The sequence below is a fragment of the Streptomyces puniciscabiei genome (assembly GCF_006715785.1).
Lineage (GTDB): Bacteria > Actinomycetota > Actinomycetes > Streptomycetales > Streptomycetaceae > Streptomyces > Streptomyces puniciscabiei.
The window spans coordinates 5,777,634-5,795,973 of sequence record NZ_VFNX01000001.1 but is presented as its reverse complement, the minus strand read 5'-3'; the positions used below and the strand labels follow the sequence as shown (position 1 = coordinate 5,795,973).

General features: G+C 69.6%; 12 protein-coding genes. 3 read left to right on the top strand and 9 right to left on the bottom strand.

Annotated elements, in window-relative coordinates:
* Positions 1-158 precede the first annotated feature (158 nt).
* Together dop and arc are read right to left on the bottom strand one after the other, a co-directional pair.
* Entirely contained in the window at positions 159-1,670 is a 1,512-nt protein-coding gene (gene dop, locus FB563_RS26815) for a depupylase/deamidase Dop (RefSeq protein WP_341874434.1), read from the bottom strand.
* Positions 1,671-1,903: 233 nt separating this feature from the next.
* A complete protein-coding gene (gene arc / locus FB563_RS26810; protein WP_055705750.1) occupies positions 1,904-3,670 on the bottom strand; it encodes a proteasome ATPase in 1,767 nt (588 codons plus the stop codon).
* Between the two features lie 522 nt (positions 3,671-4,192).
* Between arc and FB563_RS26800 the strand changes: the two genes are divergently transcribed.
* Positions 4,193-4,495, top strand: coding sequence for a ferredoxin (locus tag FB563_RS26800; RefSeq protein ID WP_167528530.1), 303 nt, complete (start codon positions 4,193-4,195; stop codon positions 4,493-4,495).
* A gap of 35 nt (positions 4,496-4,530) precedes the next feature.
* Here the strand turns inward: FB563_RS26800 and FB563_RS26795 are convergent, their stop codons facing one another.
* The 3 genes from FB563_RS26795 to FB563_RS26785 form a co-directional block, all read right to left on the bottom strand.
* Positions 4,531-5,112, bottom strand: coding sequence for a hypothetical protein (locus FB563_RS26795; protein ID WP_142218942.1), 582 nt, complete (start codon positions 5,110-5,112; stop codon positions 4,531-4,533).
* A 240-nt stretch (positions 5,113-5,352) separates the two neighbouring features.
* Positions 5,353-6,255 (bottom strand): tRNA (adenine-N1)-methyltransferase, encoded by a 903-nt coding sequence (locus FB563_RS26790; protein WP_030608343.1) that lies wholly within the window; start codon positions 6,253-6,255, stop codon positions 5,353-5,355.
* 38 nt (positions 6,256-6,293) lie between these two features.
* On the bottom strand, positions 6,294-7,901 hold the full coding sequence (locus FB563_RS26785; RefSeq protein ID WP_142218941.1) for a site-2 protease family protein: 1,608 nt from the start codon (positions 7,899-7,901) through the stop codon (positions 6,294-6,296).
* Positions 7,902-8,398: 497 nt separating this feature from the next.
* Here FB563_RS26785 and FB563_RS26775 point away from each other — a divergent pair, with 497 nt between their 5' ends.
* Positions 8,399-9,292 carry a RecB family exonuclease gene (locus tag FB563_RS26775; RefSeq protein ID WP_267888623.1) on the top strand — a complete coding sequence of 298 codons (894 nt, stop codon included), beginning with the start codon at positions 8,399-8,401 and terminating at the stop codon, positions 9,290-9,292.
* Between the two features lie 14 nt (positions 9,293-9,306).
* Positions 9,307-9,978, top strand: coding sequence for a response regulator (locus FB563_RS26770; protein ID WP_055703620.1), 672 nt, complete (start codon positions 9,307-9,309; stop codon positions 9,976-9,978).
* A gap of 131 nt (positions 9,979-10,109) precedes the next feature.
* On the opposite strand, the gene FB563_RS26765 is transcribed toward FB563_RS26770, so the two are convergent.
* From FB563_RS26765 to metH, 4 genes are all read right to left on the bottom strand, one after another.
* Positions 10,110-11,687 (bottom strand): ABC transporter substrate-binding protein, encoded by a 1,578-nt coding sequence (locus tag FB563_RS26765; RefSeq protein ID WP_055703621.1) that lies wholly within the window; start codon positions 11,685-11,687, stop codon positions 10,110-10,112.
* 97 nt (positions 11,688-11,784) lie between these two features.
* Positions 11,785-13,389: an ABC transporter substrate-binding protein gene (locus tag FB563_RS26760; RefSeq protein ID WP_055703622.1), complete on the bottom strand. Its 1,605-nt coding sequence runs from the start codon at positions 13,387-13,389 to the stop codon at positions 11,785-11,787.
* A gap of 433 nt (positions 13,390-13,822) precedes the next feature.
* Complete coding sequence (locus FB563_RS26755) at positions 13,823-14,524, bottom strand: HAD family hydrolase (RefSeq protein ID WP_055703623.1); 702 nt, start codon at positions 14,522-14,524, stop codon at positions 13,823-13,825.
* A 232-nt stretch (positions 14,525-14,756) separates the two neighbouring features.
* The gene (metH, locus tag FB563_RS26750; protein WP_055703624.1) at positions 14,757-18,272 is read right to left on the bottom strand and encodes a methionine synthase; all 3,516 of its coding nucleotides are present in this window, start codon (positions 18,270-18,272) and stop codon (positions 14,757-14,759) included.
* Positions 18,273-18,340: the final 68 nt, after the last annotated feature.

The following is an 18,340-nucleotide window of genomic DNA, read 5'->3' as shown; positions in this document are numbered from 1 at the left end:
TCAGTTCGCCTGCCGATCGGTGATGATCAGACCCTACAAGCCGGGTCCGACATCGGCCCCGCAGTTTCTCCAACGTACGGGGGCCACCCCGATGATTCCCGGCGGGCCGGGTTTCCACCCTGCCCGCCGGGGCCGCACCGAGTACCCCCCTGGCCCGCTCAGCCGCCTGACAGGACCCTGACCAGGTCTTCCGCGGTGCGGCAGCGGTCCAGCAGCTCCTTGACGTGATTTCGCGTTCCGCGTAGCGGTTCCAGGGTTGGAACGCGCTGGAGGGAGTCCCGGCCGGGGAGGTCGAAAATCACCGAGTCCCAGCTCGCCGCCGCGACGTCGTCGGCGTACTGCTCCAGGCAGCGGCCGCGGAAGTAGGCCCGTGTGTCCTCTGGCGGCTTCCTCATGGCCTGCTCGACGTCCGCCTCGTCCAGGAGCCGCTTCATGCGGCCGCGGGCGGCCAGGCGGTTGTAGAGGCCCTTCTCGGCGCGTACGTCGGCGTACTGGAGGTCGACGAGGTGGAGGCGTGCGGCGTCCCAGTCGAGGTTGTCGCGGCGGCGGTAGCCCTCCATCAGCTCGCGCTTGGCGACCCAGTCCAGCTCGCCGGCCAGACTCATCGGGTCGTTCTCGAGGCGTGTGAGGGTGTCCTCCCAGCGGGTGAGGATGTCCTTGGTCTGTTCGTCGGCGTCGGCGCCGTAGCGCTCCTCGACGTATTTGCGAGAGAGCTCGTAGTACTCCATCTGGAGCTGGACGGCGGTCAGGGTGCGGCCGCTGCGGAGGGTGACCAGGCGCTTCAGGGTGGGGTCGTGGGAGACCTGGTGGAGGGTGCGTACGGGCTGGTCGACGGCGAGGTCCACGGCGATGAAGCCGTCCTCGATCATGGCGAGGACGAGGGAGGTCGTGCCGAGTTTGAGGTAGGTGGAGATCTCGGAGAGGTTGGCGTCGCCGATGATCACGTGGAGGCGGCGGTACTTTTCCGCGTCGGCGTGCGGCTCGTCCCGCGTGTTGATGATGGGGCGCTTCAGGGTCGTCTCCAGGCCGACCTCGACTTCGAAGTAGTCGGCGCGCTGGCTGATCTGGAAGCCGTGTTCGTGGCCGTCCTGGCCGATGCCGACGCGGCCGGCGCCGGCGAAGACCTGGCGGGAGACGAAGAAGGGGGTCAGGTGGCGCACGATGTCCGAGAAGGGGGTTTCCCGCTTCATCAGGTAGTTCTCGTGTGTGCCGTAGCTGGCGCCCTTGTTGTCGGTGTTGTTCTTGTAGAGGTGGATGGGCTGGGCGCCGGGGAGCTGGGCGGCTCGTTCGGCGGCCTCGGCCATGATGCGTTCGCCGGCCTTGTCCCAGAGGACGGCGTCGCGGGGGTTGGTGACCTCGGGGGCGCTGTATTCGGGGTGGGCGTGGTCGACGTAGAGTCGCGCTCCGTTGGTGAGGATGACGTTGGCGAGGCCGATGTCCTCGTCGGTGAGCTGGCTGGCGTCGGCGGCCTCCCGGGCGAGGTCGAAGCCTCGCGCGTCCCGTAGCGGGTTCTCTTCCTCGAAGTCCCAGCGGGCCCGGCGGGCCCGGTGCATCGCCGCCGCGTAGGCGTTGACGATCTGGGACGAGGTGAGCATGGCATTGGCGTTGGGGTGGCCGGGGACGGAGATTCCGTACTCCGTCTCAATGCCCATTACTCGCCGTACGGTCATGCGGCCCTCCTTGCCCGGCGGCACCCTCGGTCGTGGGCGCCGCTCGCGTACCGCTGGCGCTCCGGTGCGTGTGCGGTGCCCGTCCCCGCACTGCGCGACTCGGCGGTAGGAACGAGCCTAGAACGCCTTTGCGCTGGTGGGGAGATCATTTGCGTCATTGGCTGCTCCGGTCGTGGCCTGAAAACGCGAGGGCTGCGGGTCCCCCGGTGAGGGCACCCGCAGCCGCCCTGCTGTTACAGGTACTGACCGGTGTTCGCCACCGTGTCGATGGAGCGTCCGGTGTCCGCGCCCTGCTTTCCGGTGATGAGGGTACGGATGTAGACGATCCGTTCGCCCTTCTTTCCGGAGATGCGGGCCCAGTCGTCGGGGTTGGTGGTGTTGGGGAGGTCTTCGTTCTCCTTGAACTCGTCCACGCAGGCCTGGAGGAGGTGGGAGACTCGGAGACCCTTCTGGTTCTTTTCGAGGAAGTCCTTGATCGCCATTTTCTTGGCGCGGCCGACGATGTTTTCGATCATGGCGCCGGAGTTGAAGTCCTTGAAGTAGAGGACTTCCTTGTCGCCGTTGGCGTAGGTGACTTCCAGGAAGCGGTTCTCCTCGGATTCGGCGTACATCTGCTCGACCGCCGTCTGGATCATGCTCTGGACGGTGGTGGCCTTGTCGCCGCCGTGTTCGCCGAGGTCGTCGGCGTGCAGCGGGAGGCGTTCGGTGAGGTACTTGCCGAAGATGTCCTTGGCGGCCTCGGCGTCGGGGCGCTCGATCTTGATCTTCACGTCGAGTCGGCCGGGGCGCAGGATGGCGGGGTCGATCATGTCCTCGCGGTTGGAGGCGCCGATGACGACCACGTTCTGCAGGCCTTCCACGCCGTCGATCTCGGCGAGCAGCTGGGGGACGATGGTGTTTTCCACGTCGGAGCTGACGCCGGAGCCTCGGGTGCGGAAGAGGGATTCCATCTCGTCGAAGAAGACGATGACGGGGGTGCCCTCGCTGGCCTTCTCGCGGGCACGCTGGAAGACGAGGCGGATCTGCCGCTCGGTCTCGCCGACGTACTTGTTGAGCAGTTCGGGGCCCTTGATGTTCAGGAAGAAGCTCTTGCCTGCGGCCTGGCCGGTGACCTCGGCGACCTTCTTGGCGAGTGAGTTCGCGACGGCTTTGGCGATGAGTGTCTTGCCGCAGCCGGGGGGGCCGTAGAGCAGGACGCCCTTGGGTGGGCGCAGCTCGTGCTCCTTGAAGAGGTCGGGGTAGAGGTACGGGAGCTCGACCGCGTCGCGGATGGCTTCGATCTGGTTGCCGAGTCCGCCGATCTGGTCGTAGCCGATGTCGGGGACCTCTTCGAGGACGAGTTCTTCGACCTCGCTCTTGGGGACGACCTCGTAGACGTAGCCGGAGCGGGGTTCGAGCAGGAGGGCGTCGCCGGGGCGGATGGTGACGTCCAGCAGCGGCTCGGCGAGCCGTACCACCCGTTCCTCGTCGGTGTGTCCCAGTACGAGGGCGCGCTCGCCGTCCTCGAGGATTTCCTTGAGGGTGACGATGTCGCCGACGCGCTCGAACTCCATGGCTTCGACCACGTTGAGCGCTTCGTTGAGCATGACTTCCTGGCCGCGCCTGAGGTCGTCGAGGTCGACGCTGGGGCTGACGTTCACCCGGAGTTTGCGGCCTCCGGTGAAGATGTCGGCGGTGCCGTCCTCGTTGGCCTGCAGGAAGACGCCGAAGCCGGCGGGCGGCTGGGCGAGCCGGTCGACCTCTTCCTTGAGGGCCACGATCTGGTCGCGGGCCTCGCGGAGGGTGTTGGCCAGCCTTTCGTTCTGGGCGGACACGCCGGCCAGGTTGGTCTGCAGCTCGACGATCCGCTCTTCGAGAATCCTCGTGTGTCGCGGAGAGTCGGCGAGCTTGCGTCGCAGGACGGCGATCTCCTGCTCAAGGTAGGCGATCTGCCCGGCCGGGTCGTCGGACCCTCGTCCCGGGCGGATGCCGCGGTTCATGTCGTCGTCGTGGGCTGCCACGGTCCTCACCTCCTCCAAGGGGAGCTGGACGCTTCCAGACCCTACCTGGGTGGGTGTCGATTGAAACCCCTAGATCACAGAGACTGTCAAGGTGTGTCGTCGGTCACCCGGTGCGCTCTCCCTCGCACGGAGGGGATACCCACTCAACGTGATGCGGAAGCAGGTTGTTCCGGGCATCGGGTGGTCAAAACCCTTCGGGAGTGGCCGGAGTTGTCCGTTGCGGGGCGGTTGGGCGCGGGGGTGGGCAGCCCTCAGGGCGCTCGCGCGATTATCACGCAGAGCGACGGTTCGGGCGGGGGGTGTCACGGTCTGCCTGGCTTGAAGTGGTGGGTTTCATGGCCGGTGTGGTCTGCGCCCTGGTCGGCGCTGCTACCCGAGGGCGTGGGGGTGGAAACCCGGTGGTGGTGGAACGTGGCTGGATTCGGGGCGGGGGTAGGGTCGGGGGTGTTCAACGGCCGCTGGTGCGGACGCGGCTGGCCCTGGGGGTGCCGGTCCCGCCCGGCGCATTCGACGGCAGGAGAGGTGACCGTGCAGCAGGAGGCCCCGGGCGGGGAGGCGCTGGAGGTCTGGATCGACCAGGATCTGTGTACCGGTGATGGGATCTGCGCCCAGTACGCCCCTGAGGTGTTCGAGCTGGACATCGACGGGCTGGCCTATGTGAAGGGTGCGGACGAGGAGCTGCTGCAGTCCGTGGGTGCGACGGTGCCGGTGCCGTTGCCGCTGCTGGCGGATGTGGTGGACTCGGCGCGGGAGTGTCCGGGGGAATGCATTCATGTGCGCCGGGTTTCGGACAAGGTTGAGGTGTACGGGCCCGACGCGGGGTGAGTCCGGCCGGGCCCCGGGTCAGGCGCTGCCCCGGCTCAGACGCTGTGGGCGTCGGAGGGGGTGGAGCGGACGAACGCGTTGCCGTTCCAGTGCCATGTGGTGGGGGTTTTCAGGTCGGGGCAGCAGTTGGGGACGGCGTCGGAGGAGTAGCCGAGCAGGGTCGCGCCGACGGTGCCCGCGTGCAGGGAGAAGTCGGTGACGGTGAGCCGGTCCTCGGGGTCGACGAGGGTGGCGACGACGCGGGGGGTGTCGTTGTCCGGGGAGCGGGTGAGGACGTAGACCCCGTCGGGGGGTGTGCCCATGGCGGAGTCGCAGTGGACCACTGCGACGGTTTCGGGCCGGCCGTCGCCGTCGAGGTCTCCGGTGGCCTTCTTGGCGACGACGGCTTTGACGGGGCCGCATGACAGGGGGAAGTCCACGCCGGTGGTGCTGGGCGGTGCGAGGGCCGCGGGAGCGGATTTGCCGCGTGTGTCGGTGTGGGCCTGGGCGGCGGTGGCCGATCCGGGTTGTACGACGGAGGAGAGGGCCACGACGCCGGCGACGGCTGTGGCGGTGGCGACCCAGTGGATGGGCCGGGTGTGGGTGTGGGCGAGCTCCGGAACGGCGGATTGCTGCACTAGGAGTGTCTCCTGTGAGGGCTGTGCCGGTGGGGGTGGCCAGCATGGTGCCACACGTCACAGTGCGGGGGAACGGCGGGGTCGGGGATTGCTGCGGGCGGGCTCGCGCGGGTGGCGGGCGTGCGCGCCGTGGGGCGGTGTCCCTGGTGCCCCGTCAACGTGCGGGCGCCGTGCCGCGGTTCCCGTGAGTGTGCGGGAACTGCGGCACGGCGCCTTGGCGTTGTGCTCTGTGCGGGTGGGTCAGCGGCCGGCGCCGCCGTCGGCGTTGGGTCCGGCGTAGTCCTCGCCGTAGGCGCCCTTGGCGGGGCGGCGGCGGCGCATGGGGGGCTCGACGCCGTCGGCGAGGCGGCGGGCGGTGAGCAGGAAGCCGGTGTGGCCGATCATGCGGTGGTCGGGGCGGACGGCCAGGCCTTCGATGTGCCAGTTGCGGATCATGGTCTCCCAGGCGGTCGGCTCGTTGAAGCAGCCGATCTCCCGGATGGACTCCACGGTCCGGGCGAGCTGGGTGGTGGTGGCGACGTAGCAGCAGAGGATGCCGCCGGGGACGAGTGCCTTGGAGACGGCCTCGAGGCATTCCCAGGGGGCGAGCATGTCGAGGATGACGCGGTCGACGTCGGTGTCGGACAGGTTGTCCTGGAGGTCGCCGACGGTGAGCTGCCAGGCGGGGTGGGGCCCGCCGAAGTAGCGTTCCACGTTCTGCTTGGCGATCTCTGCGAAGTCCTCGCGGCGCTCGTAGGAGTGCAGCATGCCCTGGTCGCCGATGGCGCGCAGCAGGAAGCTGCTGAGCGAGCCGGAGCCGACGCCGGCCTCGACGACGCGTGCGCCGGGGAAGATGTCGGCGAAGGCGAGGATCTGCCCCGCGTCCTTGGGGTAGACGACGGCTGCCCCGCGGGGCATGGACAGGACGTAGTCGGGGAGCAGGGGGCGCAGCGCGAGGTAGGCGACGTTGCCGGTGGTGCGGACAACGCTGCCCTCGGGAGCGCCGATCAGTTCGTCGTGCGGGAAGGAACCCTTGTGGGTGTGGAAGTTCTTCCCGGCTTCGAGCGTGAACGTGTAGTGGCGGCCCTTGGGGTCGGTCAGCTGTACCTGGTCCCCGACCTTGAAGGGCCCGCGCCTGCGGGCGGCACCGGTCGGTTCGGACATGTGACCAGACTACCGGCAGCCGGGCGGGTCACCGACCACTAGCTGGGCCGGGCCATGGCCTTGACGAAGGCCCTCTCCACGTCTGCCGCGGACAGGACGCCGTAGATCTCGCCGGTCTCCTCGACCACCAGGTATTCGGTGGCGGGGGTGGCCCGCAGGACGTCGAGGAGTTCTTCTCCGGCGAGCTCGGCGGAGACGCGCATGCCGTCGGTGAGTTCCTGGGCGAGGCCGCTGACGGCGACCCAGGGGCGGCGGTGCTCGGGTACGCCGACGATGGCGGACTCGCGGACCAGGGAGAGGGGGTTGCCGTGGGCGTCGACGACGACCAGGGCGCGGGCGCCGGCGGCGTTGGCGCGGCGCAGTGCCTCGGACAGCGGGGTGTCGGTCCCGACGGGTACGGCGCGCCGGGTGAGGGTGCGGGCGCGCAGTTCGGGGAGGTGTTCGCGCAGGCGGGCCATGCGCAGGCTGTTGCCGGCGCCGGTCCAGATGATGGCGGCGAGGATGGCGGCGAGCAGGGCGTCGGTGACGGTGTCCATGCCGCCGGTGTCCTCGCTGCTGCCGCCGAGGGCGCCGGACTGGTTGAGCAGTGGCAGGCCGATCAGGACGGCGACGGCGAGGGCGCGGCCGACCCAGGCGGCGGCGACGGTGCCGCTCATGGGTTTGCCGGTGATGGCCCAGACGACGGCGCGGAGCATGCGGCCGCCGTCGAGGGGCAGACCGGGGAGGAGGTTGAAGATCGCCACGATGAGGTTGGAGATCATCAGGCCGGCCAGGAGGACGCCGGGTACGGTGCCGGGCTCGACGGGTTTCATGGCGAGGTAGAACAGGCCGGCCAGGACGAGGGAGAGCAGGGGGCCGACGAAGGCCAGGACGAACTCGCGGCCGGGGGTCTCGGCCTCTTTCTCGATCTCGGAGACGCCGCCGAAGAACTGCAGCTGGATGCGGCGGACCGGGAGCTTGAAGCGGATCGCGGCGACGGTGTGGGCGAGCTCGTGGACCAGTACGGAGGCGTAGAAGGCGACGGCGAAGAAGAGGGAGACCAGGTAGCGGGCGGCGCCCAGTTCGGGCAGCACGCGGTCGAGCTGGCCGCCGAAGACCCAGGTGATGAGCGCGGCGACGAGGAACCAGCTCGGTGCGACGTACACCGGCACGCCGAAGGGGCGGCCCATGAGGATGCCGCCGCCGGGCTCTTTGGGCCTCGGCCGGGGCGGCTCGCCCTTGGCGATCCCGGAGTGGGCGAGGGAGCGGTGCTCGGGGTGGGTGCCGGGCGGGGTGCCGGTGCCGGCCGGAGTGTCTTCGGGTGGGGCGGGCGGGCCGGGGGTGTCGGGGGTCTGGGCTGGGCCGGTCGTTGCGCCGCTGGGGGTGTCCGTGCGGTCGGTGTCCCCGGTGGTGGCGCCGGTGCCGGCCGGCCCGGCGTCGGTCGGGGTGGTGTCCGGGACTCCGTGGGTGCTGTCTGTGCCCTGGGGTGTCGTGGTGGTGTCCGCGCCGGTGTCGTCGGTGTCCCCGGCGTTCGTGGTGGGCGTGTCGGGATGGGGCTCCGGGCCGGTGTGGGTGGGGTCGGTCGTCGGGGCCGTTGGACCCGCGGGGTGCTCGGCCGGCTTGTCGTTGCCGGACCGCGGCTGCCCGCTCCCGCCGCTCACGTCCACGGTGTCCCCTCGTTCGAAGCGTCTTCCGTACCTGGCGGACGGAAGGGTCTGTGGTCGATGGTATGCGGCCTTGGTGACGCGTTTCGCCCCGGCACCCCTTGTGTTCGCCCCACGGTCGCGTGGCCGGTCGCGGGCGGCGGCTGGGTCACTGTCAGTGGTGGGCCGTAAGGTCTGTGGACATGGACAGCAGCATCGAGGACGCGGGAGCCCTGCCGGGGGGCGCCGAGCAGAGGGATCCGGCCAGGGCGCCGCAGCCGACGCCCATGACGGCTCAGCCGGTCCCGGTGCCGGCGCCGGTGCCGGGTCCCTCGAGAGCTGCGGAGGCGGCCGGGGCATCCCCCACGGCCGGGGCACCCACCGTTTCCGGCGCGGCCCCCGGGCCCGGCTCTGCGGTGCCGGCCGCTGCGGTGCCGGCCTCTGCGGAGGCGCCGTCCGGCTCCGGCGCACCCTCCGCGCCCGGGACCCCCGCCCCTTCCGACGCACCACCCGGGCCGGAGGTGACCGCGGCCGCCGCGCCCCGGGACGGCACCGAGCGCGTCGCCGTGCCGCCCACCTCGCTGTCCCCGTCCCGGGCCGGCGATTTCATGCAGTGCCCGCTGCTGTACCGGTTCCGGGTGATCGACCGGCTGCCGGAGAAGCCGAGCGCGGCGGCGACCCGGGGCACCCTGGTGCACGCGGTGCTGGAGCGGCTGTTCGACGCGCCCGCGGCGGAGCGGACCGCGCCCCGGGCGAAGGCGCTGGTTCCGGGCCAGTGGGACCGGCTGCGGGAGAGCAGGCCGGAGCTCATGGAGCTGTTCGCGGACGACCCGGGCGGGGAGCGGCTGGCCGGTTGGCTTCAGGAGGCCGAGCGGCTGGTCGAGCGCTGGTTCACGCTGGAGGATCCGACGCGGTTGGAGCCGGCCGAGCGGGAGCTGTTCGTGGAGACCGAGCTGGAGTCGGGGCTGCGGCTGCGCGGGATCATCGACCGGGTGGACGTGGCGCCGACCGGTGAGGTGCGGATCGTCGACTACAAGACGGGCAAGGCGCCGCGGCCGGAGTACTCCGAGGGCGCCCTGTTCCAGATGAAGTTCTACGCCCTGGTGGTGTGGCGGCTGAAGGGGGTCGTGCCGCGGCGGCTCCAGCTGGTCTATCTCGGCAGCGGGGATGTGCGGACGTACGACCCGGTGCCGGCCGATCTGGAGCGGGTGGAGCGCAAGCTGCACGCGCTGTGGGAGGCCATCCGGCAGGCCACGGAGACCGGGGAGTGGCGGCCGCGGCCGACCAAGCTGTGCGGCTGGTGCGACCACCAGGCGCACTGCCCGGAGTTCGGCGGTACTCCCCCGCCGTATCCGTTGCCGGTGAGGGTGCGCGAGTCCGGGAGTGTGTCGCAGGGCAGAATGGGCCCGGACTAGCGAAGGAGTGTCAGGTGGCCATCCGTGTCCTACTGGTCGACGACCAGCCCCTGCTGCGTACGGGTTTCCGGATGATCCTGGAGGCCGAGCAGGACATCGCGGTCGTGGGCGAGGCCGGTGACGGCCTGCAGGCTCTCGATCAGGTGCGGGCCCTGCAGCCGGACGTGGTGCTGATGGACATCCGTATGCCGCGGATGGACGGGGTGGAGGCGACCCGGCAGATCACCGGTCCGGGCCGGGACGGTCCGGCGAAGGTGCTGGTGCTGACCACGTTCGATCTGGACGAGTACGTGGTGGAGGCGCTGCGGGCCGGGGCGAGCGGCTTCCTGCTGAAGGACGCGCCGGCGAACGAACTGGTGCAGGCGATCCGGGTGGTGGCGGCCGGTGAGGCGATGCTGGCGCCGAGCATCACGCGCCGGCTGCTGGACAAGTACGCCGGGCACCTGCCCTCGGGTGAGGAGCCGGTGCCGGACACGCTGAACACCCTCACCGACCGTGAGGTGGAGGTGCTCAAGCTGGTGGCGCGCGGTCTGTCGAACGCGGAGATCGCGGCTGATCTGTTCGTCAGCGAGACCACCGTGAAGACGCACGTGGGGCATGTGCTGACCAAGCTGGGTCTGCGGGACCGGGTGCAGGCGGCGGTGTACGCGTACGAGAGCGGTCTGGTGCGTCCCGGCGCGCAGTGAGGGCGCACCGGTCCCGTACGACGGCGAAGGGCGCACCGGTCCCGTACGACGGCGAAGGGCGCACCGGTCCCGTACGACGGCGAAGGGCGCCCCTCCCGCGTGGAGATGGGCGCCCTCGGTGTCAACGGCCGTCAGCTCTTGCTGAGTTCCCAGAACCGGAACACCGTGGAGGCGTCCAGGCAGTACTCCAGGCCGTAGACGCCGTCGCGGACGACCGCGTACTGCTTGGCCTGCCAGACGGGCAGGACGGGCAGTTCGGTGGCGACGATGTTCTGCAGCCTGCCGAAGTCCTTGTCGGTGGCGGCCCGGTCGCTCTGCGCGGCGGTGTCGGGGATGAGGGTGCCGGTGATGGTGCGGTTGCTGTAGTTGCTGTCGAGCACGTTGCCCTTGCCGAAGAAGGGGGCCGTGAAGTTGTCGGCGTCCGGGTAGTCCGGGACCCAGCCCTTGACGTAGACGCCGTACTTGCCGGCCGCGATGCCCTTCTCGTACTGGTCGAAGGCGACCGACCTGACGTCGGCGTCGAACAGGCCGCTGGCGTTGAGCTGCCCGGCGATGGCCTTCAGCTCCTCGTCGGTGGCGGGGCCGTAACGCGACGGCGTGGACCACAGGGTGAGCCTGACCTTGCCGGTGATGCCGGCGGCGCGCAGTGCCGCGGCGGCCTTGGCCTGTGAGGGGCGGGCGCCGTAGGTGTCGAAGAAGGCCGTGTTGTGGCCGACGATGCCCGCCGGGATGATCGAGTACAGCGGGGTGGCGGTGCCCTGGTAGACGTTCTTGATGAGGGCGTCGCGGTCGACGAGGTAGGCCATGGCCTTGCGGACGCCGAGTTTTCCGGCGACCGGGTCGTTCATGTTGAAGACCAGGTGCTGCACTTCGGCGCTGCTGCCTTCGATGACGTCGACGCCCTTGCCTTCCTGCTGGTCGAGTCCGGCGATGTCGGCGGCGGACAGACCTCGGTAGGCGATGTCGACGTTGCCGTCGAGGAGGGCCTTCTTCAGGGCGGCCCGGTCGCCGTGGAAGAACTTCAGGGTGACGCCGGAGTTCTTGACCTTGGCGGTGCCCCGGTAGTTGCCGTTGACGGAGAAGACCGCCTTGTCCTTGTCGAACGAGTCGAGCTTGTAGGGGCCGGAGCCGACGGCCTGGTGGTCGGTGCGCAGGCCGCCCGCGTCGTACTGGAGGTGGTCGACGATGGAGCCGGCGCCCGAGGCGATCTTGCTGGGGAAGGTGGCGTCGGAGGACTTCAGGTGGAAGACGACCGTCTTCGCGTCCGGGGTGTCGATGCTGCCGAGCATCGGGAACATGACCGCGGGCCCGGCGGGGTCGTTGATCTTCAGCATGCGGTCGAAGGAGAACTTGACGTCCTTCGAGGTGAGCGGGTCACCGTTGCTGAACTTCAGGCCGTCCTTGAGGATGCACTGGTAGACGGTGGCCCGGGAGTCGGTGAAGGTGCATTGCCTGGCGAGTTCCGGCTGGGGTTCGGTCTGGCCCTTGGGGAAGCTGAGCAGCGACTGGAAGACGTTGTCGAACAACAGCCAGGAGCCGGGGTCGTAGCCGGAGGCCGGGTCCGTGGCGAGGACGTCGTCGGACATCCCCATCACCACGGAGGAGCCGGTACCCCCGGAATCACCGCTCCCCGAGCCGCAGCCGGTCAACAGGCCGGAGGCCAGTCCCGCCACGATGGGCAGGACTGGCCACTGGTTGCGCATGTTCACTTGAAATGTGCCTTGTCGTCGGTTCGTCACCCCGGGGCCGCCGTCCTGGTCCCGGGCAGTCCGGGGCAGCCGTCGCCGGCCCCGGACGAGAGAGCCGTCAGCCGCTCACACCGCGGCCGAGCTCCCACAGCTGCAGCGTAGACGAGGAGTTGAGGGCGTAGGCGACGCCCGTGACGTCGCTTCGTGCGGCGACGTACTGCTTGCCCTGCCACAGCGGGAGGATCGGAACGTCGTCGGCGACGATGTCCTGGATCGCCGTCAGACTCTTGCCGGCGTTGAGCCGGTCGGCCTCGCGGCGGGACTCCGGGATCAGGGTGTGCTGGATGGTGCTGTTGGAGTAGGGCGAGCCGAGGAAGTTGTCCTTGTCCAGGAAGGGCGCGAGGAAGTTGTCGGCGTCCGGGAAGTCGGGGAACCAGCCCATGCCGTAGACGTCGTACTGGCCCTTCTGCTCGGAGGGGCGGAAGGTCTCCCAGGGGTGGCCCTGGATGGACGCGTCGAACAGGCCGCTGTCGTTGAGCTGCTTCTGCAGGACCTCGAACTCCTTCTTGGTGGCGGAGCCGTAGTGGTCGGTGGTGTAGTGCAGGGTCAGCTTGACCGGGGTGGTGATGCCGGCCCTGGTCAGCAGGTCCTTGGCCTTGGCGACGCTGGGGTTGCCGTACTTGTTGAAGAACGAGTTGGAGTGGCCGGTGACGGTGGCGGGGACGAGCGAGTACAGCGGCTCGGCCTGGGTGCCGTAGACCTTGGAGACGATCTCCGCGCGGTTGACGATCTGGGCCATGGCCTGGCGTACGGCCTTGGACTTCACGCTGGAGGCGTCGGTGTTGAAGGCGAGGTAGCGGATCTCCAGGCCCGGCATGTCGACCAGGTCGACCTTGTCGTCGCTGCCGGCGTCCAGCTTCTGGATCTGCGCGGGCGACATGGTGCGGGTCATGACGTCGATGTCACCCTTGTCGATGGCGGCGCCCATGGCGTCGGCGTCGGTGAAGGAGCGCAGTACGACCTTGTCGTTGTTCACCTTCACGGACCCCTTGTAGTTGGGGTTCTTGGTGAAGGTGGCGGTGGTGATCGCGTTGCCGCTGACGTCGGCCTGGAAGGTGTAGGGGCCCGAGCCGTCGACCTCGAAGCCGTCGCGCAGCTTGTCCTTCTGGTAGTCCTTCGGGTTGATGATGCCCGCGACCGGGGTGGACAGCTTGTACGGGAAGGTGGCGTCGGCGGTCTTCAGGTGGAAGATGACCTCGCGGTCGCCCTGCGTCTCGATGGTGTCGATGGTGTTCAGCAGGGAGGAGACACCGCTGCTGGACTTGATGCGCAGGGCGCGCTCGATGGAGTACTTGACGTCCTGGGCGGTCACCGGGTCGCCGCCGGCGAACTTCAGTCCGTCGCGGAGCTTGCAGGCGTAGCGCTCGCTGCCGCTGTCGGTGAAGGAGCAGCTCTCGGCGGCGTCCGGCACGGGGTCGCCCTCGCCCTTGGGCTGGGCCATCAGCGTCTGCACGGTCTGGCGCAGGATGTTCCAGGTGCCGACGTCGTAGGCGTAGGCCGGGTCGAGGGGCGCCGGGGCGTCGCTGGTGGTGGTGAACCGGTCCGTGGTGCCGACGACGATGGCGTCGCCGCCCTTGCTCCCGCTGCCGGATCCGCCGCACGCGGCGAGAACCGGGGTGAGCAGGCCGGCCACCGCCGGCAGCACCAAAGTCTTGCGGTTCATGCGGGAGTTTCTCCAGAGCTGTTCGGGTCCGTGTATCCGACATGCATGGGTGGTGCGGCGGATCACGGGGGGTTGCGGCGATGTTCTCGCGATGAGATTAGTCCGCGCCCGCACGAGGGTTCACGGCCGCGTGAGTTGACCCCCCATCACGCAGTGAAACCGGGTGCGGACACACCGAAAACCCGACAGCGGCAGGATTAGTGCAGCATCCCATCAATCGGGACACAAAGACCCGTCGATGCGGGCCGAGCGGGGCCGTTCAGCACACTGGACCGGAGTTGTCGAGGGCTTTCAGGGTGAGGAACGTCACGCTTCCAACTGTGTGGGGAGTCAGTGGAATTCGGCCGGGCGACCGCCCCTGAATTCCACTTGGGTGTACTTCCTCGGAAATTTGTCCAGCCGGGCCAATGGACTTTTCACGCTGGGTGAACGACTAGGGCATTTCCGTCATCAGGCCGCGCAGAAATGCCAGGTCGACCTGTTCCAGAGAGGTCACCACGGTGCGTCCGGCGGCCGGGGTGATGGGGGCGACGGAGGGTACGGCGACGACCCGGCAGCCGGCGGCCTCGGCGGCGGCGACACCGGTCGCGGTGTCCTCGACCACCGCGCATCTGTCCGGCCGGGCGCCGAGCCCGGCCGCGGCGAGCAGGTACGGGTCGGGGAAGGGCTTGGTGCGCGAGACCTCGTCGCCGGCGACGGACAGGGTGAAGTGGTGGGCGCCGAGGATGCTCAGCACGCGGTCGATGATGCGCCGGTGTGAGGCCGAGACCAGGGCGGTGGGGATGCCGTGCTCGTGGAGTTCGGCGAGCAGGCGGGCGGCGCCCGGCATGAGCGGCAGGGCACGGTCGATGCGGTCCTCGAAGCCCTCGTTGAGCAGCACGGTGAGTTCGGCGAGGGTGATGTCGGCGCCGGTGGCCTCGATGAGGAAGCCGGCGCTGCGGGTCATGGGCCCGCCCACCACCACGTGCCGCCAGGACTCGTCCAGGGTGTGGCCGAGGGCGGCGAAGACCTCGACCTCGACGTCCCACCAGAAGCCCTCGGTGTCCACCAGGGTGCCGTCCATGTCGAGGAGCACCGCCTGCAGGGCGGAGCCTTCGGCCGTAAGGGTTCCGAGCGCGGGAACCGTGCTGGTCATCCGGGCGCACCTCCTTGAGGGACGATCAGGCCGGCTCCCGGACAGGGAACCGGCCTGGTGGACCGACCAGTGTACGTCTCCGGCGACGGAAACGCCTCGTTTATCACTCGTGCACGGGGGTATGCCGAAATTCACCCTCGGCGCAGGCCGGAGGGCCGTCGCTGTGCCCGGGTGAGGCGCCTCGGAGGGGCGAACCGGAGGCGCCGGCGAACCGGCCCCACCGCCGGACGGCTCACCGCGCGTTGAAGTACTTCGCCTCCGGATGATGGATCACGATCGCGTCCGTGGACTGTTCGGGGTGCAGCTGGAACTCCTCGGACAGGTGGACGCCGATCCGCTCGGGCTTCAGCAGCTCGGCGATCTTGGCGCGGTCCTCCAGGTCGGGGCAGGCGCCGTAGCCGAGGGAGAAGCGGGCACCCCGGTACTTCAGGGCGAACATGTCCTCCATGTCGGCCGGGTCCTCACCGCCGAAGCCGAGTTCGGCGCGCACGCGCGCGTGCCAGTACTCGGCGAGCGCCTCCGCCAACTGGACGGACAGGCCGTGCAGTTCGAGGTAGTCGCGGTAGGCGTTGGCCTCGAAGAGCTTCGCGGTCTCCTCGCCGATGCGCGAGCCGACGGTGACGACCTGCAGGCCGACGACGTCGGTCTCCCCCGACTCCTGCGGGCGGAAGAAGTCGGCCAGGCACAGGCGGCGGCCACGGCGCTGGCGCGGGAAGGTGAACCGGGTGCGCTCGTTGCCGTGCTCGTCCAGGATGATCAGGTCGTCGTCCTTGGAGACGCACGGGAAGTAGCCGTAGACGACGGCCGCCTCCAGCAGGTTCTCCGTCTGCAGCCGGTCCAGCAGGCCGCGCAGCCGGGGACGGCCCTCGCTCTCCACCAGTTCCTCGTACGTCGGCCCCTCGCCGGTGCGGGCCTGCTTGAGTCCCCACTGGCCCTTGAACAGCGCGCCCTCGTCGAGCCAGCTCGCGTACTCCTTGAGCTGGATGCCCTTGACGACGCGGGTGTCCCAGAACGGCGGGTTCGGCACCGGGTTGTCGACGGCGACGTCGGAACGGACGTGCCCCTCCTCGGGGCGTTCCTCGACCTCGACGGCGGCGGTGGTCCGGACCCGGCGCTGGCGGAGTTCGGGCAGTTTGGCGCCCGGCACGCCGCGCTTGACGCCGATCAGGGCGTCCATCAGGCGCAGGCCCTCGAAGGCGTCACGGGCGTAGCGGACCTCGCCCTCGTAGATCTCGTGCAGGTCCTGCTCGACATAGGCGCGGGTCAGGGCCGCGCCGCCGAGGATGACCGGGAAACGGGCCGCGAGACCGCGCTGGTTGAGCTCCTCCAGGTTCTCCTTCATGATCACCGTGGACTTCACCAGCAGCCCCGACATGCCGATCACGTCGGCCCGGTGCTCCTCGGCCGCCTCCAGGATCGCCGAGACCGGCTGCTTGATCCCCAGGTTGACCACGTTGTAGCCGTTGTTGGACAGGATGATGTCGACGAGGTTCTTGCCGATGTCGTGCACGTCGCCGCGCACGGTGGCCAGCACGATGGTGCCCTTGCCCTCGGCGTCGGACTTCTCCATGTGCGGTTCGAGGTAGGCGACGGCCGCCTTCATGACCTCGGCGGACTGCAGGACGAACGGCAGCTGCATCTGCCCCGAGCCGAACAGGTCACCGACGACCTTCATGCCGTCCAGCAGCGTCTCGTTGACGATGTCCAGGGCCGGCCGGTCCTCCAGGGCCTCGTCGAGATCGGCCTCCAGACCGTTGCGCTCACCGTCGATGATCCGCCGCTTCAGGCGCTCCTCCAACGGCAGCGCGGCCAGCTCCTCGGCCTTGCCCGCCTTCAGCGACTTCGCGGTGGCACCCTCGAACAGCTGCATCAGCTTCTGCAGCGGGTCGTAACCCTCGGCGCGGCGGTCGTAGATCAGGTCCAGGGCCGTGGCGACCTCTTCCTCACTGAACCGGGCGATCGGCAGGATCTTCGACGCGTGCACGATCGCCGAGTCCAGGCCTGCCTTCACGCACTCGTCCAGGAAGACGGAGTTCAGCAGGATCCGGGCGGCCGGGTTCAGACCGAAGGAGATGTTCGACAGGCCGAGGGTGGTCTGCACATCCGGGTGGCGCCGCTTCAGTTCGCGGATCGCCTCGATGGTGGCGAGGCCGTCCTTGCGGGACTCCTCCTGACCGGTGCAGATGGTGAAGGTCAGGGTGTCGATGAGGATGTCCTCCTCACGGATGCCCCAGTTCCCGGTCAGGTCCTCGATCAGCCGCTCGGCGATCTCCACCTTCTTCTCCGGGGTACGGGCCTGCCCCTCCTCGTCGATCGTCAGCGCGATCAGTGCGGCGCCGTGCTCCCGGGCCAGCTGGGTGACCTTCGCGAACCGGGAGTCCGGGCCGGCGCCGTCCTCGTAGTTCACCGAGTTGATCACCGCACGGCCGCCCAGCTTCTCCAGCCCGGCCCGGATGACATCCACCTCGGTGGAGTCCAGCACGATCGGCAAGGTGGAGGCGGTGGCGAAACGACCCGCCAGCTCCTCCATGTCCGCCACGCCGTCCCGGCCGACGTAGTCGACGCACAGGTCGAGCATGTGCGCACCCTCGCGGATCTGCTCCCGCGCCATCTCCACACAGTCGTCCCAGCGGCCCTGAAGCATCGCCTCACGGAACTTCTTCGAGCCGTTGGCGTTCGTCCGCTCACCGATCGCCAGGTAGGACGTGTCCTGCCGGAACGGCACCGACTGGTACAGCGAGGCGGCACCGGGCTCCGGGCGCGGGTCGCGCGCGGGCGGGGTCAGGCCCTGGACCCGCTCCACGACCTGACGCAGGTGCTCCGGCGTCGTACCGCAGCAGCCGCCGACCAGGGACAGGCCGTACTCGCGGACGAAGGTCTCCTGGGCGTCGGCCAGCTCGGGCGCCGTCAGCGGGTAGTGGGCGCCGTCCTTGCCGAGGACGGGCAGGCCCGCGTTGGGCATGCAGGACAGCGGGATGCGGGCGTTGCGGGCGAGGTAGCGCAGGTGCTCGCTCATCTCGGCCGGACCGGTGGCGCAGTTCAGGCCGATCATGTCGATGCCGAGCGGCTCCAGCGCGGTGAGCGCGGCGCCGATCTCGGAGCCGAGGAGCATGGTGCCGGTGGTCTCGACGGTCACCGAGACGATGACCGGCAGGTCCAGCCCGAGGGCGTCCAGGCCGCGGCGGGCGCCGAGGACGGCGGCCTTGGTCTGCAGCAGGTCCTGGGTGGTCTCCACGAGCAGTGCGTCGGCGCCGCCGGTGACCAGGCCTTCCGCGTTGCGCTGGTAGGCGTCGCGCAGGGTGGTGTAGGGGGCGTGGCCCAGGGTGGGCAGCTTGGTGCCGGGGCCCATGGAGCCCAGCACCCAGCGCGGCCGGCCGTCCTCGGCGGTGAACTCGTCGGCGACCTCGCGGGCCACCCGGGCGCCGGCCTCGGACAGCTCGTGGACGCGCTCGGCGATGTCGTACTCGCCGAGGGCGGAGTGGTTGGCCCCGAAGGTGTTGGTCTCGACGCAGTCGACGCCCACGGCGAAGTACGCCGCGTGGACGGAGCGGACGATGTCGGGGCGGGTGAGGTTGAGGATCTCGTTGCAGCCCTCGAGCTGCTGGAAGTCGTCGAGAGTGGGTTCCTGGGCCTGGAGCATGGTGCCCATGGCTCCGTCGGCGACCACCACGCGGGTGGCGAGCGCCTCTCGGAGCGCGGACGCACGGGTCCGGCTGTCGGCGGAAGGGGACGGTGGCAACGAGGCCATGAAGGGGCTCCCTCTGTGCGACGGCTGTCGGCTATGCGGTGCCCCTGGGCAGGGTTTCCTGGCAGGCG

Excerpts from the sequence above, each read along its gene's own strand:
- metH (WP_055703624.1), bottom strand. The coding sequence starts at position 18,272 with ATGGCCTCGTTGCCACCGTCCCCTTCCGCCGACAGCCGGACCCGTGCG.
- FB563_RS26790 (WP_030608343.1), bottom strand. The coding sequence starts at position 6,255 with ATGTCCGAACCGACCGGTGCCGCCCGCAGGCGCGGGCCCTTCAAGGTC.
- dop (WP_341874434.1), bottom strand. The coding sequence starts at position 1,670 with ATGACCGTACGGCGAGTAATGGGCATTGAGACGGAGTACGGAATCTCC.
- FB563_RS26755 (WP_055703623.1), bottom strand. The coding sequence starts at position 14,524 with ATGACCAGCACGGTTCCCGCGCTCGGAACCCTTACGGCCGAAGGCTCC.
- FB563_RS26760 (WP_055703622.1), bottom strand. The coding sequence starts at position 13,389 with ATGAACCGCAAGACTTTGGTGCTGCCGGCGGTGGCCGGCCTGCTCACC.